Below are 21,300 nucleotides of genomic sequence, written 5' to 3'. Positions count from 1 at the left end.
AAAGGTGTCGTGTCCACACGGATCAGCTCGACACAGTCGAAATCTGTTGCGATTGCACAGGTTCTGCGTGGACGACACCGCGGCGGCAGTAGCTTCGCACCACCCAGGCCGGAAGTTATCCACAGATCCGTACCGGTTATACACATGATAGTGACTTATGCACACCAGTACCGAAGTTATCCACAGGCCGTGAGTGGACACGAGAGTTGTCCACCAGGTGACCCAAGAGTTCGTCGGTTGAGCCCGAGACGTCTACTCTTGGAGGGTTGGCAGCGAAGGGATGACAGGTGGGTCAGGATGACGGTGCGGCAGGTCCGCAGTCGATTGTGGACGTGACGACGCCACTCTCGCCAGAGGAGGAACGACGTCTGGCCCTGATGGACGCCATCCCGATCATGGACGAGAGCACCCCACTGGCGGCACAGCTCGCCCAGGACACCCGACGTCGGATCGAGTTTGCCGGCACGAAGTTCCCGCCACCACTGCAGACGCGGGTGCTGACGGTAGCGAATCAGAAGGGCGGCGTCGGCAAGACCACCACTGCCGTGAACGTGGCGGCAGCACTGGCGAAGTCGGGCCTCCGCGTCCTCGTTATTGATAACGATCCTCAAGGAAATGCCTCAACGGCCCTCGGCATCGAGCACCACAGTGGGGTCCCGTCGACTTACGACGTGCTGATCAACGATGTTCCGCTCGAAGACGTCGTGCAGGAGTCGGAGGCGATCCCCGGTCTGTACTGTGCCCCGGCGACGATCGAGCTCTCCGGTGCTGAGATCGAACTCGTCTCGCTCGTGGCGCGGGAGAACCGGCTGCGCAACGCGTTGGCGGCCTACCTTCGTGCCCGCTCACGCCGTGGCGAGCCACGGATCGACTACGTCTTCGTGGATTGTCCCCCGAGCCTGGGCCTGCTCACCGTGAACGCCTTCGTCACGGCTCGCGAGGTACTCATCCCGATCCAGTGTGAGTACTACGCCCTCGAAGGTCTGAGTCAGCTGCTGAACAGCATCAACCTGATCCGCGCACACCTCAATCCGGCGCTGCACGTCTCCACCATCATGCTCACCATGTTCGACGGGCGTACCAACTTGGCGCAGCAGGTCGCAGAAGAGGTGCGGGAGCACTTCCCGGACCAGACGCTCCGCACGGCGATTCCCCGGTCGGTGCGAATCTCCGAGGCGCCGTCCTACGCCCAGACCGTCCTGACCTATGACGCGGGCTCTACCGGGGCCCTGGCGTATCTGGAGGCAGCTCGCGAGATCGCTCGCCGCGGCATCGAACCCCCGCCCGGAAGTGAAGCCGGCACTACCACTGCCCCTACGGAAGGTGAGGACCGCGATGTCGCGGTCGAGTCCGTCGAGGGCGTCAACGAAGGAGCAGAACAGTGAGTGAGCGGCGTCGAGCGTTGGGGCGTGGGCTGGGCGCGCTAATCCCTTCCGGTCCCGCCGGTTCCGGGGGAAGTCAGCGGCCCGTGGACGTCTTCTTCCAGGACCGCGCAGAGAAGGATGGCGACCCACTCGCGACGTCCGCCCCGAGCAACGCCAGTCCGGTCTCGACGTCCCCGACGTCCGCCAGTTCCGGGGACGCCGTGCCCAGCGCGACATCACCCGCCACAGCGACAAGCACCGCCGCCCTCAGTGCGAGTGAAGCGCTGCTCGCCGAGCTTGAAGAGTCAGACAACGGAACCGCACCCGAACCTGCCGACACCGCCGGATCGGCGACCACGGCCCGCACCAGCAAGTCGCCAGATCCAGCACCGGAGAGTGCCGCTGCCACACCGCCGGCGCCAGCAGCACCTGGCCCGGCCGGGACCGACCAGGACGCGCTACGTCCGGTACCGGGCGCGACCTTCGCCGAGATCCCGGTGGCGGCAGTACATCGCAATGCCAAGCAGCCACGGCAAGTCTTCGACGACGATGAGCTGAACGAGCTGGCCAGTTCCATCCGTGAGGTGGGCGTGCTGCAGCCGGTGGTGGTACGTCCCTCGGGAACCGATGCGGACGGTGAGACCACCTACGAGCTGATCATGGGTGAGCGGCGCTGGCGCGCCTCCCGGATCGCCGGCAACACGAGTGTGCCGGCGATCATCAGGGACACTGCTGAGCAGGACATGCTCCGGGATGCCCTCCTCGAGAACCTGCACCGGGCGCAGCTCAACCCGTTGGAAGAGGCTGCCGCCTACCAGCAGCTTCTCGACGACTTCGGCTGCACCCATGACGAGCTGGCCGTACGCATCGCCCGGTCCCGCCCCCAGATCAGCAACACCCTGCGCCTGCTCAAGCTGCCTCCCCTGGTGCAGCGGCGGGTGGCCGCCGGGGTGCTCAGCGCCGGCCACGCACGCGCCCTTCTGGGACTGCACGATGGCGCGGCAATGGAGCGGCTCGCACAACGGATCGTGGCCGAAGGCCTGAGCGTCCGGGCCACCGAAGAGATCGTCACGCTCGGTGACGACCCCATCCAACCCGAGATGCGCCGTCGGCCGCGCGCTGGAGCGCACTCTGCGGCGTTGAGCGACCTTGCCTCTCGACTCTCCGACGACCTGGATACAAAGGTCAAGGTTAACCTTGGTCAACGTAAAGGGCACGTCACGATCGAGTTTGCCAGTGTTCATGACCTGAACCGAATCCTGGGCGTGCTGGTTCCCAAGGACCCCGGTGTGCTCCGGGAAGAGGAGGATGCGGCCGATCGCGCAGCCGGTGATGAGGAACCCAGCGAAACCCGGACGTGATCAGCTGCGGTCCAGCGCAACCGCGATGATCTCCTGGCTGGGTGTGTGCAGGGCCTGGCTCGCGTCCTGATCGGTCGCGCTCAGGTAGGTGTCCACCAGGCGATTGCCGACGGCGTAGCCCGCCCCGGTCGGTAAGCCCACCGGGGTTGCACCGAACCTGGAGGCCGCGGCGTCGCCCAGCACCCAGGCTGCGAAGTTCTGCATCCCGGTCACCGTCAGGCCGGAGACGACCTTCTCGAACACCTCGTCGTCGTCCAGGTGCGGTTCTCCGAACGGGGTGTAGCCGAGTCGGTCTCCGTACAGCTCGCGGGCGAACGCATCCGCCAGACCTTCGGAGATGACGTGCTCACCGACGGTCACGGTCGCGGGATCCCACACGATCCCGCCGGGTGCGTAGCGGAGGTTATGGTGGAGCTCGTGGACCGCGGCAGCCTCGATGCGTTCGAGATTAACGGGGGTAGGCCAGAGCGTCAGCATCAGATAGCCCGTCGTTCCACCGTTTCCGCTCAGCCCGAACGCCTCGTTCATGAAATACCCATCGGTGGCATCGCCGAGGGTGAGGACGGCCATGATGTCTGGCACCTCGATGCCCGGGAGGGCTCGGCGCTGCACCTCAGCGGCCTGGTTCAGCGCCGTGTGAATCCGAGTCCACACGTCTGCTTCTCGGAGCTGCTGCAGCGCCTCCCGTGTCCTGCCCAACTCTCGATCGAGCGGGAACCCCATCGAGAAGGAGTGCATCTGCGCCAGATCGACCTCACCGGGGAAGTAGCGAAACATCCCGGCTGCCGGGGCGAGCATGGTCCGGATCAGATCTTCCCGATCAGCGGGCGCGGCATCGAGGACGGCCGCCATGGACGCATCGGTGTCAAGAACGGTGAAAGTCATAGGACGACCGTAGGTGGCACCGTGAGCCGAGCACTACGCAATTTCCAGACTCCTTGGCAGAGTCCTGCCCCCCACGCCCCTCCGTGCGGCCGCGCGAACCGCAGCCGCACGACGAAGCGTCCGCGCGCCGGCTTCTCTCAGCCGAGGAACTCGGCAATCTCGTCGAGGAACTTCCTCTTCGGACGCGAGCCGACGATCGACTTCACCAGCTCGCCGCCGGAGTACACGTTGATGGTGGGGATGGACACGACGTTGTACGCCGCAGTGGTCTGCGGGTTGGCGTCCACGTCCAGCTTGCGTACGTCGATCTTCTCCGCGTGCTCCCCAGCGATCTCGTCCAGAATCGGCGCGAACTGGCGGCACGGGCCGCACCAGTCAGCCCAGAAGTCCACGAGCACCGGCTTGTCCGCTTCGAGTACGTCTGCGCGGAAGGTGTCATCGGAGGTGGTGGTGATGTTGCTCATTGCTTCTCTCCTCGGATCGAATCTACGGGTCAGCCGACCAGGGCGCGCTCGGCAGCGGCAGCGGCGTCGAGGGCGGCGAGGTAGCGCTCGGCATCCAGTGCCGCAGAGCACCCGGTTCCGGCAGCGGGTGATCGCTTGCCGGTAGTGGTGGTCCACCACATCGCCGGCGGCGAAGACGCCTTCGAGGTTCGTGCGAGTGCTCGGGTGCTCCACGTCGACATATCCCTCGGCGTTCAGGCTCACCTGGCCTTCCAGCAGCTCAGTGCGGGGTAGATGCCCGATCGCCACGAACACCCCGGTGGCGCCGACCTCGCGCTCCGTACCGGTCACCGTGTCGCGCAGTGTGACTCCGGTGACCTTCGCGTCGCCATGGATCGCAGCAACCTCGGAATTCCACGCGAACGTGATCTTCTCGTCGGCCAGGGCCCGGTCGGCCATGATCTTCGACGCCCGCAGCTCGTCCCGGCGGTGCACCACGGTCACCGTGCGCCCGAACCGGGTGAGGAAGAGTGCCTCCTCCATCGCCGAGTCACCGCCGCCGACCACGATGATGTCCTGGTCGCGGAAGAAGAACCCGTCACAGGTGGCACACCAGCTCACCCCACGCCCGGAGTACTCCTTCTCCCCGTCGATACCGATCTCCTTGTACGCGGAGCCGGTCGTCAGGATCACGCTGCGGGAGGTGAACTCCTCACCGTCCTCGTTCACCACGGTCTTCACCGGGCCTTCGAGCTGCACCGAGGTGACGTCCTCGTAGCGCACATCGGCGCCGAATCGCTCGGCCTGTGCCTGCATCTTCTCCATCAGCTCCGGACCGAGCACACCGTCCGGGAAACCCGGGTAGTTCTCCACGTCGGTGGTGTTCATCAGCGCCCCGCCTGCGGTGATGGAGCCAGCGAACACGATCGGTTCCAGACCGGCGCGGGCTGCGTAGACCGCGGCCGTGTAGCCGGCGGGTCCGGAGCCGACGATGATGACGTCGCGTGGAGCGGTGTCCTGGGACATGGAGGATCCTTCTTCTCAGTGGCTTGCCACCCTCTCAACCACGGACGGGTCCAGCTTTGTTCCACTGGTCGCCGTTGTGGGGTGGCAGGGGTATTCGGTTGGTCAGTTCGCGGTGATCTCGGCGAGCTCGATCCGGTTGCGGCCGTCCGAGGCGGCTTCCGGAAGCTCAGGGAACCAGAGCACGATCGCCTCCAGCTCGGTGGGTGTGGACAGCGTGTAGGTGGTGTCCGGTCCCATCGCCCCCTCGGCGAGGACCTCCCCGCCGCTCGGGTCGTCCGGTGACGTGTTCCGGATCTGCACGGTTCCGCCCTCACCCTGCACGTCGACGGTCACCGAGGTCACCGTGGTCGGCTCCTCCAGCTCGACGGCGAAGCCGAGCCCTGGCTTCATCCCGTAGGTGGGGTTGTCGTACCGCAAGGAGCGCCAGATGGTGTCCGCATCACCATCGATCGCCTGCTCGGCCAGATCGGGGTTGTCCCCGCTGCCGGTGGACGGATCGAGGGACCGGGCCTCGGTGAAGCCGATGTCCACCGGTTCGGGGCTCTCGGAGGGCTCCTCCGAGGGCTCTTCGGTGGTCTGCTCCGGGGTGGGTTCCTCCGTCGCGGTGGCAGTCGGCTCCGGGCTGTCCTCAGCGGGGGCGAAGGACCTGCCTGCATCGCGAAGCGACCCGAGTGCGAGGATCAGCGCGATCACCAGGATGGCCACCATCGCGAAGATCACCCACGGCGTGGGGTTGAACCGGGACCGTTTCGTGTCCCCGTCGGCGGCGTCGCCGGAATCGGGACCGGGTGGGAGCACGGCCGCCTCTTCCTCGTCCTCCTCGGGACGCACGCGCTCCAGGAGCCCCCGCGCCCCGGCCGCCATCCGGCCCGCACCGGCGGCAACCTTTCCGGCCGCGGAGGAGAGGTCTCCGCCGAGCGAGCGGCCGGCATCGGCTGGTTCGCTCGGTTCGCTCGGTTCGGCCGGGGTGACGGCGGTGCTGCCGCTGGTCGGCAGGTCCCAGCCCTGCGTGGGTGGCACCGGGCGCTCTGGTGCCGCGAACCGAGTGGTCTGCGGTTCGCTTGCGTGCCCGGACTCAGCGCCTGCGTGCCTGGGCTCAGCGGGAGGCGGTGGCGGTGCGGCAGCGGCCGGCTCCGGCGGCGGGACGGTCGCAGCGGGTGGAGTGGCTGCCGGCGCGGTGGTGCCGGCGGTGCCGCCGAGTCGCTGCGCCAGGCTGGTGCCGCTGAGGCGCCGCACCAGGCCGGATCTGATCGTGGTCTCGGGCGCAGGATCCGCATCGGCGACCGCAGGCGGGGTGGACTCCGGATCAGGCCCGGGTGTCTCGGGCGGGCCGGTCGGCCCAGCGGGGCCTGATCCGGTCCGGATCCCGCGGCCGGGAGTAGGCAGGATCGCGGTACCGGCCATAGAACCGGTGACGGCGGCCGCACCTGCGGCATCCGGGCGAGTTCCGCCGTCGTGCTGCTCCGGTGGGGCACCCGGCACGGCGGGCGGATCCAGGGAGTCCCACGGCTGGAGCTCACGAACCAGCTCGCCCGGGGTGTACGGACCATCCTGGTGCGGGCCGAAGGTCACGGCACAGAGGGTGTCCAGATCGTGCGGCACACCGCCGGCGACGTCGGCCGGCGGCTCCGGCGCCCGGCCGGACCGCGGGGCGAGCGGTAGCCCGCTGGCCAGCACTCGGTCGCCGGGCCACATTCCGGTCAGCGCGGTGTAGAGCAGTTCCACGAGGGCGACGGCGTCCGTGCGCGCGGCACTGCGGGCGTCCGGCAGCTCGGTGCCGGCCTGAGCTGCGGCCACAGCGAGCCCGGTGACCACCACGGTCCCGTCTTGCATCAGCTGCACCGACTGCGGGCTGAGCCGGAGGTGATGCACCCCTCGTTTCCGGGCGGTCTCCAGAGCAGCGGCGGCGTTGCCTACCAGGGCGCGCGCCTGTGTGGGCGGCATCGGCCCGGCCTCGACCAGCGTGCTCAGCGGCACACCGGCTACCGGCTCGGTGACGAGGTAGGCGGTGTCCTCGTAGTGACCGACCCGCAGGATGCGTTGCAGCCGGTCATCACGGACCAGCGAAGCGCGGCGCGCCGCGTCCAGCGCTTCCTCCTTGTGCGGACCACCGAGCACCGTCACCTGCACCCGGCGCTGCAGGATCTCGTCCTGCCCGGACCATGCCCAGGCATGGCCGAGATCGGTCTCGGCCGGTGCGTCCAGCACGTACCGGTCTGCGACCGTGTCCCCGCTCTCCAGGGCCGGGTCAGCGACTCGATCCACCCGCGGCCCTCCGTTCCCCGTGTCAGCTGCAACGATTGTGGTCCATATCGTACGCAACCAAGCGGGGATCACGATGCGGCTCGTCAGTGGAGCCAGCCGAGTCGTGATCGGCTTGGCCATCACCGCCACTCGATCGGTGAGCTGATCCAGCTCGCTGACCCGAAACCGCCGCAGCAGCACGTAGTAGATCAGCGCCATCAGCGCGCCGAGGAGCAGGACCCGGGCGAGTGCTCCGGCGAACGAGGTCTGCACCCCCCACAGGTGCAGCAGTCCCCAGCCCACGGCCACGGACGGGATCACGGCGAGGACCACCCGCAGGTGGGTGCGCAGCACTCGAGCGCCGTCCAGGCTGGGCAGCTTGCGCCGCAGCGCGAGGAACGCGATCAGGCCACCCAACGTGTTCGAGACAGTGGTGGCGACACCGGCGCCGACCACCCACCACTGCACCTCCAGCAGCAGGAACGAGCCCAGGCTGCCACCGATCTGCACCAGTGCCATCGGCACCTGGACGAAGAACAGGAACCGGGTGTCCTCGTACGCGAAATAGACCCGCTGAGCCATCGTCCACACCGCGATCGCCGGCAGACCGACCAGCATCGCGACCAGCACGTGCCCGATCGCGCGATAGGACGCGAAGGTCGCCTGGTCGAACTGCACCACCTGGGTGAGCGGGATAGCGAGCACCATGAACGCCCCGGCGGCGAAGATGGTGAACACCGCCAGCGTGCGCAACCCGCGGGAGAGGTCCTCACGTACCCGGAGGGTCTGCTGCCCGACCGCGTGCTCGGAGAGCCGGGTGAACAGCGCCGTCACCAGGGACACGGTGATCAGCGACTGCGGCAGCATGAAGATGAAGAAGGCGTTGTCGTAGGCCGCGTTGCCGGCGATGTTCGGGTCCGCGGTGCCGCCGGAGACCGCTGCGGTACCGGCCGCCGCCGCCAGGTTGGACACCCCCAGGTAGCCGACCTGCCCCGCGGCCAGGGCAGCGAACGCCCAGACCGCCACCCTGCCGGCCGAGCCCAGCCCGCTCCCGCGCAGGCCCCACTTCGGCCGGTACCGGAACCCGGACCGGTACAGCGGCACGATGAGGATCAGCGCCTGCGCGACCACACCGAGCGTGTACGGCCCGGCCAGCAGCATGATCCGCCCGCCGTCCCAGGCATCGGCCGGGACCTCGCCGATCTGGTAGGACCCGTAGACGATCAGGTACGCGACCAGGCCTGCGATGGAGACCACGTTGTTCAGGGCCGGGGCCCACATGTACGGCCCGAAGTTGCTGCGGGCGTTCAGTACCTGCCCGAGCAGGGTGTACATGCCGTAGAAGAACAGCTGCGGGATGCACCAGACGGCGAACGTGACCGCCAGGGACGCCCATGGACCGCTCCGGAACTCGGCGGCGTACAGCGAGACCAGCAGGCCCGACGCGGCAGTCAGCGCGACGGTGATCCCGAGCATGAGCACACCGGCGATGGTGAGCAGCCGGTTGACGTAGTCGGTGCCACCGTCCGGGCGGCGCATCGCCCGGACGATCTGCGGCACGAGCACGGCGTTCAGGATGCCGCCGGCGAGCAGCATGTAGATGATGTTCGGCAGCTTGTTCGCTACCGAGAACGCGTCTGCTGCGCCGCTGCCGGTCACGCCGATCGCGGCGACCATCAGGGCGTTCCGGGCCAGACCGAGGGCCCGGGACACCAGGGTCCCGGAGAACATCATCGCGGCGGAACCGGCCAGTCCGGAGCGCTCGGCCATCAGGGCTGGTCCTTCCGTGGCGGGTCAGGTGCGGCATCCGGGCGAGTTCCGCCGTCGACGTTCCGACCGGAATCGTCCTCCCCCGGAGGGCGCTTCTCGGCGGGTGCGCCTCCGCCGTCTTCGGTCTCTGCCTCCTCCGGCGCTCTCGCCGCGTTCAAGGCGGAGGCCCTCTGTTCCCGCGACCCGCCCTCGTCCGCGGACGCTGCCTCCGGCCCGGTGCGCGCCACGGCGCCGCCACCGGCCGTGGCGGCGCGGGTCTCGAACCGGCGGCCCTTGCGGATCGTGCGCACCAGCCCGATCACGAATCCGACGATCAGCACGGCGGCGACGATGATCGTCCCGGTGTTCTCCCAGTCGGCCCGCACCCGCACGCTGAACGGATCGCCGCTGGCCAGGAGCACGCCGTCGGCGGCAGTGAGCACGTCGAAATGGACGTCGACGTTGCCGTTGGATACGGCCGTCACCGGGATCCGCACCGTGGTGGTGGCATTCGGACGCAGAGTTGCGGTCACCACCTCCTCGGCCCGGAGCCGAGGGTCACCGGGCACCATTCGCACGGTCACTGTGGCCTCCACCGGCAGGGAGGACTGGATGCTGATGGGCAGATCGCCACCCGCGGAAACCAGCAGCACCGACGATCCGGACTCCACCTGGATGGCCGAGCGCAACTCCTCGGAGGTCTGCGCGGCGGCGTCCAGCAGGCGGCGCTGGGTAGCCGGCGCTGAGGCCAGCGCGGCCGATGGTGCCGCGAGCGCGTTCGGACCGACCGTGCCCAGGTAGCGCTGCGGGGCGTCGGTGACCGAGACGTAGGCCTCGAGCGTGGAGAGCACCGAACCCAGCTCTGCCACTTCGGCGTCCGCCAGCGACGCCGGTGTGGTCGGCTCGGCGGGCACCGGCTCGCGTGGCTCACCGCTGTCGGTGCGGCCGAGCAGTGAGCGCAGGTTGGTCATCTGCAGCCACGGGGCCTCGTCGATGGCGGCAAGGGCCTCGGTCACTGCCTGCAGCTGCTCGGGATCGGTGCCGACATCGTGCGGGGCCACGGCGAGCAGACCGCGCCCGTCGGTGGGCCGTTCCCGGGCGATCACCGCGGTCTGGGCGAGCAGGTCCTGGCGGATCTGCAGCGGAGTCAGGTCCGAGGTGAACAGCGCGCTCAGCCCGGAGTCCCACAGCGCCGTGTCCAGGTCACCGGATTCGGTGTCCAGTACGGATCGGCCCGACGGCGTGTAGGTCACGTCGGTCGTCGCCGGCTGGCTGTCCGCGGGCAGGACGACCGAACGCACGTCCAGGTCGGCGAACGTGGTCAGCGACTGCAGGTCGTAGCGGCTCGGCCAGAGCACCCGCTCGATCGGGTGGATGTCGTGTTGGTCGAACAGGTAGCGCGATCGTTCCATCCCGGCCTGCGCCAGGTCGGATCCCGCCTCGGTCTGGAACGTCGCCGGATCGGCATCACCGTAGCCCAGGGCGATCACGTCCCGGCCGCCGCTGCCGGAGGCCAGCCTGGTGATCAGCTCGGTGCCGGTCAGCTCGGGGCCAGAGGTCGACGGCGGTGAGTCGCCCTGATCGGTCGCCTCGCCCTGGTCCGTGCTCGTCTCGCCGGGATCGGCACTGCCGGTGTCGTCGGTGCCAGTGGCCGGATCGGTGTCGTCGGTGGTGTCACTGGGCTCATCCGCATCGTCCGGTGCGCCACCGGCGTCCTCGCCGTCCGGTGAGCCACTGGACGAGCTCGACTCGGTGTTCGCTGGGTCGGAGCCGTTCTCGGCGGTCCCCGTCGCCGGATCCGGTGCGGTGGTCGGATCGCTGCTGGGCGGATCCGGTGCGGTGCTGGGTTCGGCTGCCGGTTCGTTGTCGCTGTCCAGGGCGCGAGCGGCGGCTTCCGCGCCGAGCGGCTGCTCCTCGAGCAACGCCGGGTCCACTGCCCAGGACACCCCGGCGGTATCGGCGGCCTGCAGCACCCTGCCGAGGCGGGGTGCAGTGGCCTCTGCCAGCGTGGTGCCGTCGGTACTGGCCGCATCCCACTCGTCTGCGGTCGCCGTCATCGGGACCAGCACGGAGAGCTCGGTGGTTGCCACCGAGTCCTCGGCGTCGGGGTACCAGAGCACCGTGGTGCGTTCCGCGTCCTGGACATCGCCGGAGGTCGCCTCCACTGCGATCCCGCGCGGCCCCCAGGCGGCCCCCGGGTAGAACGGCGACTCCTCGGGCGGGATGGTGATCTGGTAGCTGCGTTGTTGTCCGGGGCGCAGGTCGGAGCCGAGCGGCTGGGCGACCAGCACCGTGGTCACCAGCGAGTCGCCGGAGACGTTCCACGCTGCCAGCGCCGTCCGGGAGGAAGGGACGTAGGTCTGGAACCGCAGGCGGATCACCGGGTCGGAGAGCTCCTCGGTGCCGGTGTTGGTCACCGTGCCCCGGATCACCCAGTCGTCGCCCGGGCGGAGCACCGTGGGCGTGATGTCGGTGATCTGCACGTCCAGCCCGCTCGGCTCATCGTCTGCGCTGGCTGGGGTCCACCCGGCCAGCACGGTCGCTGCTACCAGCAGGCACGCCACCAGCAGGCTCGTCGTCCGCTGCACGGGTGCCAGCATCCCACGGCGAAGCCTGCGCGCCACCGCCCCGTCCGTGCGTGCACCTGCTGCGGCCCTCACCGGGCGGCCGTCACGGGCGGCCCTCAAGAATGTCCCGTGCGGTCGCCACCACGCGCCGCTCGTTCGGATAGGCGAGCTGAGCGGCCACCCGGGACAACGACACCCAAGCGACATCCTCGGCCTCGTGGTCCGGATCGTTCTCGATGGTCAGCGTCCCGCCGAGGGCTTCGAGCAGATAGTGGTGCACCACCTTGTGCACCCGCCGGTCGTTGCCGGCGAACCAGTAGTCGATCGTGGCCAGGTGCAGGAGCACGTGGCCGGTGATGCCGGTCTCCTCCTCGATCTCCCGGACCGCGGCCTGCTCCGGGGTCTCCTCGCCCTCGAGGTGACCCTTCGGTAGGCACCACTCCAGGCGTCCGGCGCGGTTCCGGCGGGCGATCACGGCCGTGTAGGCGCGGCCGTCGTGCACGTCCACCACCAGGCCACCGGCCGAGGTCTCGTCCACCACCGGCAACTGGTGCGTATGCGGGCGCCGGAGCCGCGTCACGGGCGGCTTGGGCACCCGCGGACCAGGGGTCGGAACGGCGGCGGACATAACGACACTGTAATCAAGCCCAGGACAAGGTGAGGCACGCGCGCGGGTGTGCCGCGCGGTTCGCGGGCTCGGCTGCGGCGCAGACTCGCGGCTCGATGTGCTCCGGCCACGTCTGTCCTGGGCCGGCCTCAGGTGCCTCACCTCCGGTAAACGTGGCACCCTAGAACGCTGTGCCCCCTCACGACTCCTCCGCCGCCCCGGCGAGCCCGGCCGAGCTGCTCCGTACCGCGCTCGCGGTGATCGCCGAGTACGCCCCGCAGGCCATCGAGCTCGGGCAGAAGTTTGCCGCCGCTGGACATGAGCTCGCGTTGGTCGGCGGACCTGTCCGGGACGCCTTCTTGGGCAAGGCGAGCGTTGACCTGGACTTCGCCACCTCTGCCCGCCCGGAGGAGACCGAGCAGATCCTCACGGCGTGGGGGGACGCGCACTGGGACATGGGCCGGGAGTTCGGCACGATCGGCGCTCGGAACGGTGACGCGGTGGTCGAGGTGACCACCTACCGCACGGAAGCCTATGATCCGACCTCTCGCAAGCCCGAGGTCGCCTACGGCGACACGCTGGACGGCGACCTGTCCCGGCGGGACTTCACCGTGAACTCGATGGCGCTGCGGCTCCCGGACCTGGTGTTCGTGGACCCGTTCAACGGCCTCGGTGACCTGGCGGCCGGAGTGCTCCGCACCCCGGCCACCCCGGAGCAGTCCTTCGCCGACGACCCGCTGCGGATGATGCGGGCCGCCCGGTTCGCCGCGCAGCTGCGGTTCGACGTGGACCCGGCGGCGCTGGCTGCGATGACCGAGATGGCCGAGCGGATCGAGATCGTTTCCGCCGAGCGGGTACAGGCCGAGCTGGTGAAGCTGATGCTCGCCCCGGCTCCGCGCCGCGGACTGGAGTTGCTCACGCACACCGGGATCGCCGAGCAGGTGCTTCCCGAGCTGCCCGCGCTGCAGCTGACGATCGACGAGCACCACCGGCACAAGGATGTCTACGAGCACACCCTCACCGTGGTGGACCAGGCGATCGACCTGGAGTCCGGGCCGGCGGGCCCGGTACCGGGCCCCGACCTGGTGCTGCGCCTGGCCGCTCTCCTGCATGACATCGGCAAGCCGGCCACCCGGCGGATGGAACCCGGTGGCGGCGTGAGCTTCCACCACCACGAAGTGGTCGGGGCGAAGATGGCGAGCAAGAGACTCAAGGCGCTCCGATTCGACAAGGCGACGATCAAGGCCGTTACCACGCTGGTGTTCCTGCACCTGCGCTTCCATGGGTATGGCGAGGCATCCTGGAGCGACTCGGCGGTGCGCCGCTATGTCACCGACGCCGGTGACCAGCTCCAGCGGCTGCACCGGCTCACCCGCGCCGACTGCACCACCAGGAACAGGCGCAAGGCTGCCCGGCTCGCTCACGCCTACGACGACCTGGAGGTGCGGATCGCCGCGCTCGCCGAGCAGGAGGAGCTGGATGCCATCCGCCCGGATCTGGACGGCAACCAGATCATGGAGGTCCTCGGTATCGGTCCCGGTAGGCAGGTGGGCCAGGCCTACCAGCACCTGCTCGGGCTGCGGATGGAACGCGGGCCGCTCGGTGCTGACGAGGCCCGGGCCGAGCTCCGCGCCTGGTGGGACGCGCAGCGCTGACCCGCCTCAGCGGCCGTGAATCGATTCAGGCGATACCTGCGACGGTGAGTCGTGCTCTGCGGTATCGCCCGAGCGGGCCGAGTGTCGAACTCCCGAGTGGCGCGGTGCCCGAGCGGCCAGGCTCGCGCGGCCGGGCGCACGACGCGGGTCAGCTGCGCGCCTCGCGTGCCTGCACCAGGCCGGCCTCGTAGGCGAAAACGACCAGCTGTGCCCGGTCCCGGGCGTGCACTTTGGCCATCGCCCGGCTGACGTGCGTCTTCGCCGTCGTAGGGCTCACCACCAGCCGCCCCGCGATCTCGGCGTTGCTCAGCCCATAGCCCACCAGAGTGACCACCTCCTGCTCCCGCGCGGTCAGGTGCTGCACGTCCGCGGTGCGGACCTCACTGGCGGGGCGGGCGACGAACTCCCCGATCAGCGTCTTGGTGATGCCCGGTGAGAGCAGCGCTTCCCCCTGTGCCACCACTCGCAACCCCTGGACCAGCTCTGCCGGGTCGGTGTCCTTGACCACAAAGCCCGCGGCACCGGCCCGGAGGGCGTTGAACACGTACTCGTCCAGCCCGTAGTTGGTCAGGATCACCACCCGGGTCTCGTTCAGCGCACTTCGGGCAGCGATCTGCCGGGTCGCCTCGATCCCGTCCATGCCCGGCATCTGGATGTCCATCAGCACGACATCGGGATGGTGCTCCTCGGCCAGCCGCACGCCGTCGTACCCATCTGCTCCCTCGGCGAGGACCTCGATCCCGTCCTCGGCCTCGAGGAGCGCGCGCAGGCCGGTCCGGATCAACGGTTGGTCGTCGACCAGGACGAGGCGGATCATCGCTCCTCCGTGGCGAGCGGCCCGCCCGCAGCGGGCCGATCTGAGGGTGCCGGCGGGCCCTGGGCGGGCGGGTCCTGCGGAGAGGGGAGATCGGCACGGACAGTGAACCCGCCGCCCGGCCGGCCCTGTGCGGCCAGCCGTCCGCCGAGCACTGCCGCCCGTTCCCGCATCCCGATCAACCCCAGACCAGTCGAGGCCGGCGCACCCTGGTGACCGACGCCGTCGTCCTCGACCACCACGGTGAGCTCATCGGCGCGGTAGGACACCTGCACCTGTGCAGTGGCTGTCCCGGCATGCCTGATGACGTTGTTCAGGGCTTCCTGCACGATGCGGTACGCAGCAGCATCCACCTCCCGAGGAACCACTCGGCGTGCGCCGAGAACGGTGAGTTCTGCGGTCAGTCCGGCGTCCCGGACGCGCTCGACCAGCTCCGACAGGTCGTGCAGGCCGCGGGCTCCTGTGGCCACACCCGAGTCCCTCCGGAGCACACCGAGGGTCTCGCGCAGCTCGCGGGAGGCGTCACCGGCGGCCTGCTCGATCGCCTGCAGCGCCTCCGGCACCTCCTCGCCGCGCTTGCGGGCCAAGTGAGCGGCCACACCGGACTGCATCCTCACCACCGAGATGCTGTGCGTCAGCGAGTCGTGCAGCTCGCGTGCGATCCGTAACCGTTCCTCTGCCGCCACTCGTTGCACCACTGCCTGCCGGGTGCGCTGTGCTTCGGCAAGCTCCCGCTCCACTGCACTGACCCGGGCCTGCCACTGGTGGAAGGCCGCAGCGGCGACGAGCGCCGAAACGAGCCACCCGGTGGCATAAAAGCGCTTCCAGCCACGATCGGTACGCATCCCCCGACGATATCGACGTCAGCCAGCGGCAGCGTCATACCCCGGAAGTACGTTCAACGACCGCCCGCTGCAGCAGGTCGGCCTGACCCGGAGGCGTCTCGGGTGACGGAGAAGATGCGCCCTTCGACCGACGACGACGACCCCGCACTCCGCAAGGCTGGAAAGCACCGAAGATACCTAGGAGGATCCGATGACGACACCCGAACTGTCCACCACCGCCGCTGTCCTGTCGGTGCTGCGCCGTGGCGATGATGACTACGCCGATGCTGCCCGCACCCTGGTGGGTGAGGGGTATCCGGAGCTGGTGGTGCGCCCACGCAGTGCCGCTGAGGTGGCCGCGGCGATGCACTGGGCTGGTGAGAGCGGGATGGCGCTGACCGTGCGCTCCGCTGGTCACAGCATGGCCGGACTCAGCCGGGCGACCGAGGGGCTGCTGCTCGATCTGCGCGGGATGGCGGACATCGCGGTGGACCCGGCGACCAGGATCGCCCGCATCGGGGGTGGTGCGACCTGGGGCGAGGTAGCAGCTGCCCTTCATCCGCACGGGCTCGGCATCACCGCCGGAGACACGGCGGGGGTCGGCGTCGGTGGACTGACCCTGGGCGGCGGGATCGGCTGGATGGTGCGCCGCTACGGACTGGCGATCGACAGCCTGGTCGGCGCGCAGGTGGTGACGGCGGCCGGCGAGATCCTCGAGGTCTCGGCCGATGTACACCCCGACCTGTTCTGGTCCGTGCGCGGCGGCGGTGCCGGTAGCGGGGTGGTGACCCGGTTCGACTTCCGCGCTCAGCAGGTCACCGAGGTCGTGTTCGGCACGATCGTGCTCGATCCGAGCGATCCGGTCCGGCTTCTGACCGGCTGGCGGGACGCGCAGTGTGGTGCGGACGAACGTCTCACCACGGTGCTGTCCCTGATGCCCGCGATGGGCGACCGGCCGGGAATGGCGATGGTGCAGGTCTGCTTCGACGGGCCGGAGGCAGAGGGTCAGGCCGCTATCGACCAGCTGCTGAGGCTCGCTCCGGTGCTCAGCAGCGATCTGAGCGTGCGGCCGTACGCAGAGGTGCTCGAGGATGCCCACATGCCACCCGGGGCCCGGGTCACCGCGACCAACACCTTTCTCGACCTCGACGCGGCCGCCGTGGCAGCGCTCGGCGACCTCTACGCCGGCGGCGGCACCGTCGTTTCGGTGCGATCCTTGGGCGGAGCGGTGGCCCGAGTGCCGGTCGGGGAGACGGCCTTCGCGCACCGCACGGCCGAAGCGATGGCGGTGGCACTGCGGTTCCTGCCCGGTGAGCCCGGCCCGGACGACGCGGTGATACCCGGGTGGCAGGCTGTGGCGGAGCACGGTAGCGGCAGGTACCTCAACTTCTCCTCGGCTGCAGACGAGAGCGCCCTTGCCGCCGCCTATCCGCCGGCAACCCGGGAGCGCCTCGCACAGATCCGGGCGGAGCATGACCCGGACGGTCTGCTGAGCGCCCGGGGCGCTGCGTGACTGACCACGGCTACTGGCCTCGCGCGTGGTCGCCACGCTCGTTCGTCTCCGGTGAGGCGACGGTGACCAGGCGCGCGAGGTCGGTGCCGGGTGCGGTGAGTCGGTCCACGGTCTCGAAGAGGACCTGCTGCATGACTGCTGCGGAGGTGGAGAGCTCGACGCCGGTGCGCCGGGCCAGGCTGACGGTCCGGGCCAGGGAGGGATGCACCAACCGGGTGCTGTGCAGCGCGGGGCGATCGATGACGACCATTGCCGGAACGACAGCCACTCCCAGTCCGCGCTCCACGAATCGGAGCACCGCGTCCATCTCAGCGCCCTCGACCGCGATCGTCGGGCTGAGGCCGTGGGCGGAGAACGTCGCGTCCAGGGCTGTGCGGAGGTCGTACGTCCGGTTGAAGGCCACCTGAGGGATCTGCGCCAGCTCCGCCAGCGCCAGCTCGGTCGCGGTCAGGCTCCCACCGTTCGCCCAGGCGGACCCCGGCAGTGGGGCATCTGCGGCGGAGACCACCACCAGCTCTTCGGACAGCAGCGGAATCAGCTCAGTGTGGGGTATCGATGGTTCCATTCCGCGGGTGACGAGCAGGGCCAGATCGAGCGCGCCCTCGTGCATGGCGTCGACCAGGGAACGCGAACCTCCTTCGGTGATGTGCAGGTCCACACCGGGATGGTCGGCCCGAAAGGCGGTCAGGACATCGGCCACCAGGGAGACGCACAGGGTCGGCGGGGCGCCGAGTCGGACGTGACCGCGCCGCAGTCCGGCGAGCTCGTCCAGCTGCTCGCGGGCGGACTGAGCGTCGCCGAGCATGCGCCGGGCGATGGGTAGGAGCACCTCGCCGGCTTGGGTCAGTGCCGCCCCGGCCGGCCCACGATGAAACAGCCTGGCGCCGAGTTCTCTCTCCAGCGACGCGATCTGCCGACTGAGCGAGGGCTGGCTGAGGAAAAGTTCCTCGGCGGCATGAGTGAAGTGCCCGAGCCGGGCCACGGCCTCGAACGAGGAGAGCTGCTCCAACCTCATCATAGCGACAACGTATCAAGACAATCAGCACTATGCATTGGACTCATGGCGCGAGGCTTCTTAGCGTGAGTGACATGAGCACCGCACAGGTCCGAGAACGACTGCTGTCCACCTCCGTCCTCGTGATCGGCACAGGCGGTGCCGGGTTGCGGGCGGCGATCGAGCTTGCCCAGCGCGGTGTTCAGGTGTTGGCCGTGGGTAAACGACGCAAGCAGGACGCTCACACCACCCTCGCCGCCGGTGGCATCAACGCCGCACTGGGCACCATGGATCCTGAGGACAGCTGGGAGCAGCACGCTGCCGACACACTGCGCGAGTCCTACTTCCTGGCTGAGCCGGCGATCGTCGAGACCGTGGCCCGCCATGCCGCTCACGGAATCGAGGAGCTCCAGACCTGGGATATGCCCTTTGCCCGGGAGGAGGACGGGCGAATCTCCCAGCGCTTCTTCGGTGCCCATACCTACCGCCGGACCGCTTACGCCGGCGACTACACCGGGCTGGAGATCCAGCGGACCCTGATCCGCCGCGCGGCCGAACTGCAGGTTCCGATCATCGACAGCATCTACATCACCCGTCTGCTGGTGGCCGACGGCACGATCTTCGGCGCCTATGGATTCGACATCACCGATGGCACTCCCGTGCAGATCCATGCCGACGCCGTGGTGCTGGCCGCAGGCGGCCACACCCGCATCTGGCGGCAGACCTCCTCCCGGCGGGACGAGAACACCGGTGACTCCTTCCGGCTCGCTGCGCTGGCCGGGGCCCGGATTCGGGACGCCGAGCTGGTCCAGTTCCACCCCTCCGGGCTGCTGGAGCCCGAGGACGCCGCAGGCACCCTGGTCTCAGAAGCCGCGCGTGGCGAGGGAGGGATCCTCACCAACGCTCTGGGTGAGCGGTACATGGAGCGCTACGACCCGGAGCGGATGGAGCTCTCCACCCGGGACCGGGTGGCCTTGGCCGGGTACACGGAGATCGCGGCCGGTCGGGGGACCGAGAAGGGTGGCGTCTGGCTGGATGTCTCCCATCTGCCCCCCGAGGTCATCCACCAGAAGCTTCCCCGCCTCTACCGCACGCTGATCGACCTGCAGATGCTCGACATCACGACCACGAAGATGGAGATCGCGCCGACAGCGCACTACTCCATGGGTGGGGTGTGGGTGGCCCCCGACGACCATGGCACGGGTGTGGACGGACTGTATGCGATCGGTGAGGCGTCCTCGGGTCTGCACGGCGCCAACCGCCTCGGCGGGAACTCGCTGATCGAACTGCTTGTCTATGGACGCATCACCGGCGAGTATGCCGCGGACTACGTCGCCTCGCGCACCATGGTCCACCGTGACGGTGCTGCGGTGGAGCAGGCCCGTGCGGAGATGCAGTCCCTGCTCCGGGCCGAGGGCACCGAATCGGCCCGGCGGCTGCAGCGCGACGTGCGCAACCTGATGACCGAGAACGCCGGCGTCGTGCGCACCGAGGAGGGGCTACAGGAAGGCCTCCGCACGCTGGACGCCCTCGATAGCCGCGCACAGGACGTCACCGCGCGCCCCGACCGCGCCGGCTTCGACGACCTGGCCCACGCCTATGATCTCCTGGGCGCACTGCTTGCCGCCCGCGCCACACTGGAGAGCGCCCTGGAGCGGCGGGAATCGCGCGGCTGCCACAACCGCTCGGACTTTCCCGCGATGGACCCGGCGCTGCAGGGCAGTTTCGTCTGGTCGCCGACCGCGGGGGTCAGCTTCGAGCCGGTAGCCGCGGCACCGGACTCGTTCCGGTCCCTGGCCGAGGCCGATGCAGACGACTCGGTGACCGGCAAGCTCGTGGAGTAGCGCTGGCCCCGGGGCCAGGTGCGTCAGCACCTCCAGGCCCGGTCGTGCGGGACGTGCCTGGATCGTTGAGGTGCTGCGGCCGGACTGGTGGAGTGGGCAGGTCTTGCGGTGCGTCACCGACTAGCCGACGGCGGAGCCCGAGAGGATCACCAGGTCCGGCGCTCGTAACCGGCCTGGATCCGTACGCGGATCGTCCTCGGTCCAGATCAGGTCTGCGCGGTCGCCGTCGCGCAGTCGGGGAAGGTCGAGTACCTCCCGCGCCGTCCAGGAGGCGGCGCCGATGGCTTCCCCGACCGGCAGCCCGGCGGCGATCAGCCACTCCACCTCGTCGATCAGGGCGCCCACCGGGAGGTCCGTCCCGGCCAGGACCGTGACCCCGCTCTCCCAGGCTCGCCGGACCAGCTCCGGGTGCGAGGCGACGCCGTCGGAGTACCAACGCCGCAGCTCGGGTGGAACCTCGTCACTGGCCATCGACTCGGCGAGCTGCTCGAACACGGTCCCGGTCGGCACCAGCACACCGCGCCGCGCTGCCAGGTCCGGCAGCACCTCCATCGGCAGGTGCATCCCGTGCTCGATCGAATCCGCTCCGGCAAGAACCGCGGACCGGCCGCCGTCGGCGCTTTGCGTGTGCACGGCCACGCGGTGGCCCGACTCGTGTGCGGCGGCGATCGCGCGGCTCAGCGTCTCTCCGTCGAAGGCGGCGCTGTAGCTTCCCGTGTCGTCGAACCAGTCGGCAATGATCTTCAGCCAGCCGGAGCCGCGTCGCTCGGCACAGGCGTCGGTCAGGCCGTCGCCCGAGACCAGTTCGCCCCAGCCCGGGATGAACCGGTCCGGCGCAGCCAGCGGGACCCCTGCGTGCTGGAGCAGCGGGCCGCCGTCAGGGCTGAGCACATCGTCCGGCAGCGTGCTCGGGCTGCCGAGGATCCGCGCCGCGCCGATCCCGCTGCGCGCGAGCAGGGCGAGCTCACCCGCCAGGACATCAAGGTCGAGCGGCCCGCCGATCTCCGCGACGCCGACGTGCAGGTGCGCATCCACCAGCGCCGGCAGCACCCAGCCACCGGTGACGATCGTCCGCGCGCCCGGCACCGGTGACCGGCTGATCACCCCGCCGGAGATCCACAGCTCCGTCTCCTCACCGTCCGGGAGAACCCGAGCGCGCAGGTGCACGCTCTCCTCAGGGCCGATCCGCGGCTGGTCCGAGATACCAGAGCCGTCTCGGATGCCAGCGTGGTTCGGGATGCCAGAGTCCATCAGGGGTTCCCTTCGGTCAGCAGCAGAGATGCGGGCTGCCGCCATCCTCTCCCATGCGCCATGACTCGAACCAGGTGATACCTGCTACCCGGATTAGTGCCCCGCGGTATCGCCCGGGCGTGCCAAGTAACGAATCAGTGCCGGGTCTGGTGCGGGTTC

13 protein-coding genes and 2 pseudogenes are annotated in these 21,300 nt (G+C 69.4%); 5 read left to right on the top strand and 10 right to left on the bottom strand.

Annotated features, from left to right (window positions below; genetic code table 11):
• Positions 1 to 287: 287 nt before the first annotated feature.
• Together FU260_RS23360 and FU260_RS23355 are read left to right on the top strand one after the other, a co-directional pair.
• The gene (locus tag FU260_RS23360) at positions 288 to 1,385 is read left to right on the top strand and encodes a ParA family protein (RefSeq protein WP_280527383.1); all 1,098 of its coding nucleotides are present in this window, start codon (positions 288 to 290) and stop codon (positions 1,383 to 1,385) included.
• On the top strand, positions 1,382 to 2,725 hold the full coding sequence (locus tag FU260_RS23355; RefSeq protein ID WP_147919233.1) for a ParB/RepB/Spo0J family partition protein: 1,344 nt from the start codon (positions 1,382 to 1,384) through the stop codon (positions 2,723 to 2,725). Before FU260_RS23360 ends, FU260_RS23355 begins: the two co-directional genes overlap by 4 nt.
• Here FU260_RS23355 and FU260_RS23350 read toward each other — a convergent pair whose 3' ends face one another.
• From FU260_RS23350 to FU260_RS23325, 6 genes and pseudogenes are all read right to left on the bottom strand, one after another.
• Positions 2,726 to 3,610, bottom strand: coding sequence for a DUF2268 domain-containing putative Zn-dependent protease (locus FU260_RS23350; protein WP_147919232.1), 885 nt, complete (start codon positions 3,608 to 3,610; stop codon positions 2,726 to 2,728). It abuts the gene before it with no gap.
• Between the two features lie 137 nt (positions 3,611 to 3,747).
• A pseudogene (gene trxA / locus FU260_RS23345) lies at positions 3,748 to 4,050 on the bottom strand (thioredoxin); the annotation flags it as partial.
• Positions 4,051 to 4,103: 53 nt separating this feature from the next.
• Positions 4,104 to 5,079 (bottom strand): annotated as a pseudogene (gene trxB / locus FU260_RS23340) (thioredoxin-disulfide reductase).
• A gap of 102 nt (positions 5,080 to 5,181) precedes the next feature.
• A complete protein-coding gene (gene murJ, locus FU260_RS23335) occupies positions 5,182 to 9,093 on the bottom strand; it encodes a murein biosynthesis integral membrane protein MurJ (protein ID WP_147919230.1) in 3,912 nt (1,303 codons plus the stop codon).
• Complete coding sequence (locus tag FU260_RS23330; RefSeq protein ID WP_147919229.1) at positions 9,093 to 11,660, bottom strand: DUF6049 family protein; 2,568 nt, start codon at positions 11,658 to 11,660, stop codon at positions 9,093 to 9,095. The genes murJ and FU260_RS23330 overlap by 1 nt, the downstream gene beginning before the upstream one ends.
• An 82-nt stretch (positions 11,661 to 11,742) precedes the next feature.
• Positions 11,743 to 12,267, bottom strand: coding sequence for an NUDIX hydrolase (locus tag FU260_RS23325; RefSeq protein WP_147919228.1), 525 nt, complete (start codon positions 12,265 to 12,267; stop codon positions 11,743 to 11,745).
• 170 nt (positions 12,268 to 12,437) lie between these two features.
• Between FU260_RS23325 and FU260_RS23320 the strand changes: the two genes are divergently transcribed.
• Complete coding sequence (locus FU260_RS23320) at positions 12,438 to 13,901, top strand: CCA tRNA nucleotidyltransferase (RefSeq protein ID WP_147919227.1); 1,464 nt, start codon at positions 12,438 to 12,440, stop codon at positions 13,899 to 13,901.
• Positions 13,902 to 14,049: 148 nt separating this feature from the next.
• Here FU260_RS23320 and FU260_RS23315 read toward each other — a convergent pair whose 3' ends face one another.
• Positions 14,050 to 14,718 (bottom strand): response regulator, encoded by a 669-nt coding sequence (locus FU260_RS23315; protein WP_147919226.1) that lies wholly within the window; start codon positions 14,716 to 14,718, stop codon positions 14,050 to 14,052.
• Positions 14,715 to 15,560 carry a sensor histidine kinase gene (locus tag FU260_RS23310; protein ID WP_147919225.1) on the bottom strand — a complete coding sequence of 282 codons (846 nt, stop codon included), beginning with the start codon at positions 15,558 to 15,560 and terminating at the stop codon, positions 14,715 to 14,717. The genes FU260_RS23315 and FU260_RS23310 overlap by 4 nt, the downstream gene beginning before the upstream one ends.
• A gap of 190 nt (positions 15,561 to 15,750) precedes the next feature.
• Here FU260_RS23310 and FU260_RS23305 point away from each other — a divergent pair, with 190 nt between their 5' ends.
• Positions 15,751 to 17,052 carry an FAD-binding oxidoreductase gene (locus FU260_RS23305; protein WP_147919224.1) on the top strand — a complete coding sequence of 434 codons (1,302 nt, stop codon included), beginning with the start codon at positions 15,751 to 15,753 and terminating at the stop codon, positions 17,050 to 17,052.
• A 10-nt stretch (positions 17,053 to 17,062) separates the two neighbouring features.
• Here FU260_RS23305 and FU260_RS23300 read toward each other — a convergent pair whose 3' ends face one another.
• The gene (locus FU260_RS23300; protein ID WP_147919698.1) at positions 17,063 to 18,067 is read right to left on the bottom strand and encodes a LysR family transcriptional regulator; all 1,005 of its coding nucleotides are present in this window, start codon (positions 18,065 to 18,067) and stop codon (positions 17,063 to 17,065) included.
• 74 nt (positions 18,068 to 18,141) lie between these two features.
• On the opposite strand from FU260_RS23300, the gene FU260_RS23295 reads away from it, so the two are divergent.
• Entirely contained in the window at positions 18,142 to 19,890 is a 1,749-nt protein-coding gene (locus tag FU260_RS23295) for an L-aspartate oxidase (RefSeq protein WP_147919223.1), read from the top strand.
• 120 nt (positions 19,891 to 20,010) lie between these two features.
• Here the strand turns inward: FU260_RS23295 and FU260_RS23290 are convergent, their stop codons facing one another.
• Positions 20,011 to 21,141 carry an amidohydrolase family protein gene (locus FU260_RS23290; RefSeq protein WP_147919222.1) on the bottom strand — a complete coding sequence of 377 codons (1,131 nt, stop codon included), beginning with the start codon at positions 21,139 to 21,141 and terminating at the stop codon, positions 20,011 to 20,013.
• Positions 21,142 to 21,300 lie beyond the last annotated feature (159 nt).

The organism is Ruania zhangjianzhongii (genome assembly GCF_008000995.1).
Taxonomy (GTDB): Bacteria; Actinomycetota; Actinomycetes; order Actinomycetales; family Beutenbergiaceae; genus Ruania; species Ruania zhangjianzhongii.
The sequence above is the reverse complement of the archived record's forward strand: the minus strand, read 5'-3'. Positions and strand labels throughout refer to the sequence as shown.

What these genes read in the sequence shown, in the direction of transcription:
- FU260_RS23350 (WP_147919232.1), bottom strand. Translation starts at nt 3,610, where the DNA reads ATGACTTTCACCGTTCTTGACACCGATGCGTCCATGGCGGCCGTCCTC.
- murJ (WP_147919230.1), bottom strand. Translation starts at nt 9,093, where the DNA reads ATGGCCGAGCGCTCCGGACTGGCCGGTTCCGCCGCGATGATGTTCTCC.
- FU260_RS23325 (WP_147919228.1), bottom strand. Translation starts at nt 12,267, where the DNA reads ATGTCCGCCGCCGTTCCGACCCCTGGTCCGCGGGTGCCCAAGCCGCCC.
- FU260_RS23315 (WP_147919226.1), bottom strand. Translation starts at nt 14,718, where the DNA reads ATGATCCGCCTCGTCCTGGTCGACGACCAACCGTTGATCCGGACCGGC.
- FU260_RS23310 (WP_147919225.1), bottom strand. Translation starts at nt 15,560, where the DNA reads ATGCGTACCGATCGTGGCTGGAAGCGCTTTTATGCCACCGGGTGGCTC.
- FU260_RS23305 (WP_147919224.1), top strand. Translation starts at nt 15,751, where the DNA reads ATGACGACACCCGAACTGTCCACCACCGCCGCTGTCCTGTCGGTGCTG.
- FU260_RS23300 (WP_147919698.1), bottom strand. Translation starts at nt 18,067, where the DNA reads ATGAGGTTGGAGCAGCTCTCCTCGTTCGAGGCCGTGGCCCGGCTCGGG.
- FU260_RS23295 (WP_147919223.1), top strand. Translation starts at nt 18,142, where the DNA reads ATGAGCACCGCACAGGTCCGAGAACGACTGCTGTCCACCTCCGTCCTC.
- FU260_RS23290 (WP_147919222.1), bottom strand. Translation starts at nt 21,141, where the DNA reads ATGGACTCTGGCATCCCGAACCACGCTGGCATCCGAGACGGCTCTGGT.